The following is an 810-nucleotide window of genomic DNA, read 5'->3' on the forward strand; positions in this document are numbered from 1 at the left end:
TTCCACGAAAAAACCGCTCGAATCTATACCGACTTTTCGCTGCTCACCGCAGACCAAGAAATCACCAATGAAGTGCGCAACGTGTTTGGATACATTGAGAACCCTTATCGCCCAGTGAAGTTCAATCACTTGATGGTTTCTCCGCGTAATTCGCGCACCCAAATTTACCGCCTGATTGACAATGAAATCGCCAATGCAAAGGCGGGCAAAAAGGCAGGATTAACCATAAAGGTCAACAACCTCGTAGATAAAGGCATCGTCACCCGTCTTTACGCAGCAAGCAACGCGGGGGTAAAGATCAACATGATCATCCGAGGCATGTGTGCGTTGGTTCCTGGAATTGAAGGCGTCAGCGAAAACATTCGAATCATCAGTATCGTTGATCGCTTTTTGGAACACCCACGCGTAGTGATCACGCACAATGATGGGGATCCTCAAGTCTACATTTCATCTGCCGATTGGATGACACGAAACATCGATCATCGTATCGAAGTTGCCGCTCCTGTTCGTGATCCACGTTTGAAACAGAGAATTATTGATATAACTAACATCCACTTTACCGATACAGTAAAGGCACGTTTGATAGACAAAGAGATGAGCAATAGCTATGTACCGCGCGGGAACCGTAAAAAAGTTCGCTCACAAGTTGCCATCTACGACTATCTTAAAAATATAGAAAAGCAAACAAGAAGACAAAAGTCAGATGTCTCAGATACTTGAACAAGATGAACGCTATATTGCCGCGATCGATCTCGGCTCTAATAGCTTCCACATGGTGGTTGCGAAGGTGGTTGGCAGCGACCTACAGCT

At 45.6% G+C, this 810-nt stretch carries 1 pseudogene; it reads left to right on the plus strand.

Annotated features, from left to right (window positions below):
- A pseudogene (locus R7O13_RS25865) lies at window positions 1-720 on the plus strand (RNA degradosome polyphosphate kinase); the annotation flags it as partial.
- Window positions 721-810 lie beyond the last annotated feature (90 nt).

This window comes from Vibrio sp. Y176, assembly GCF_033438945.1.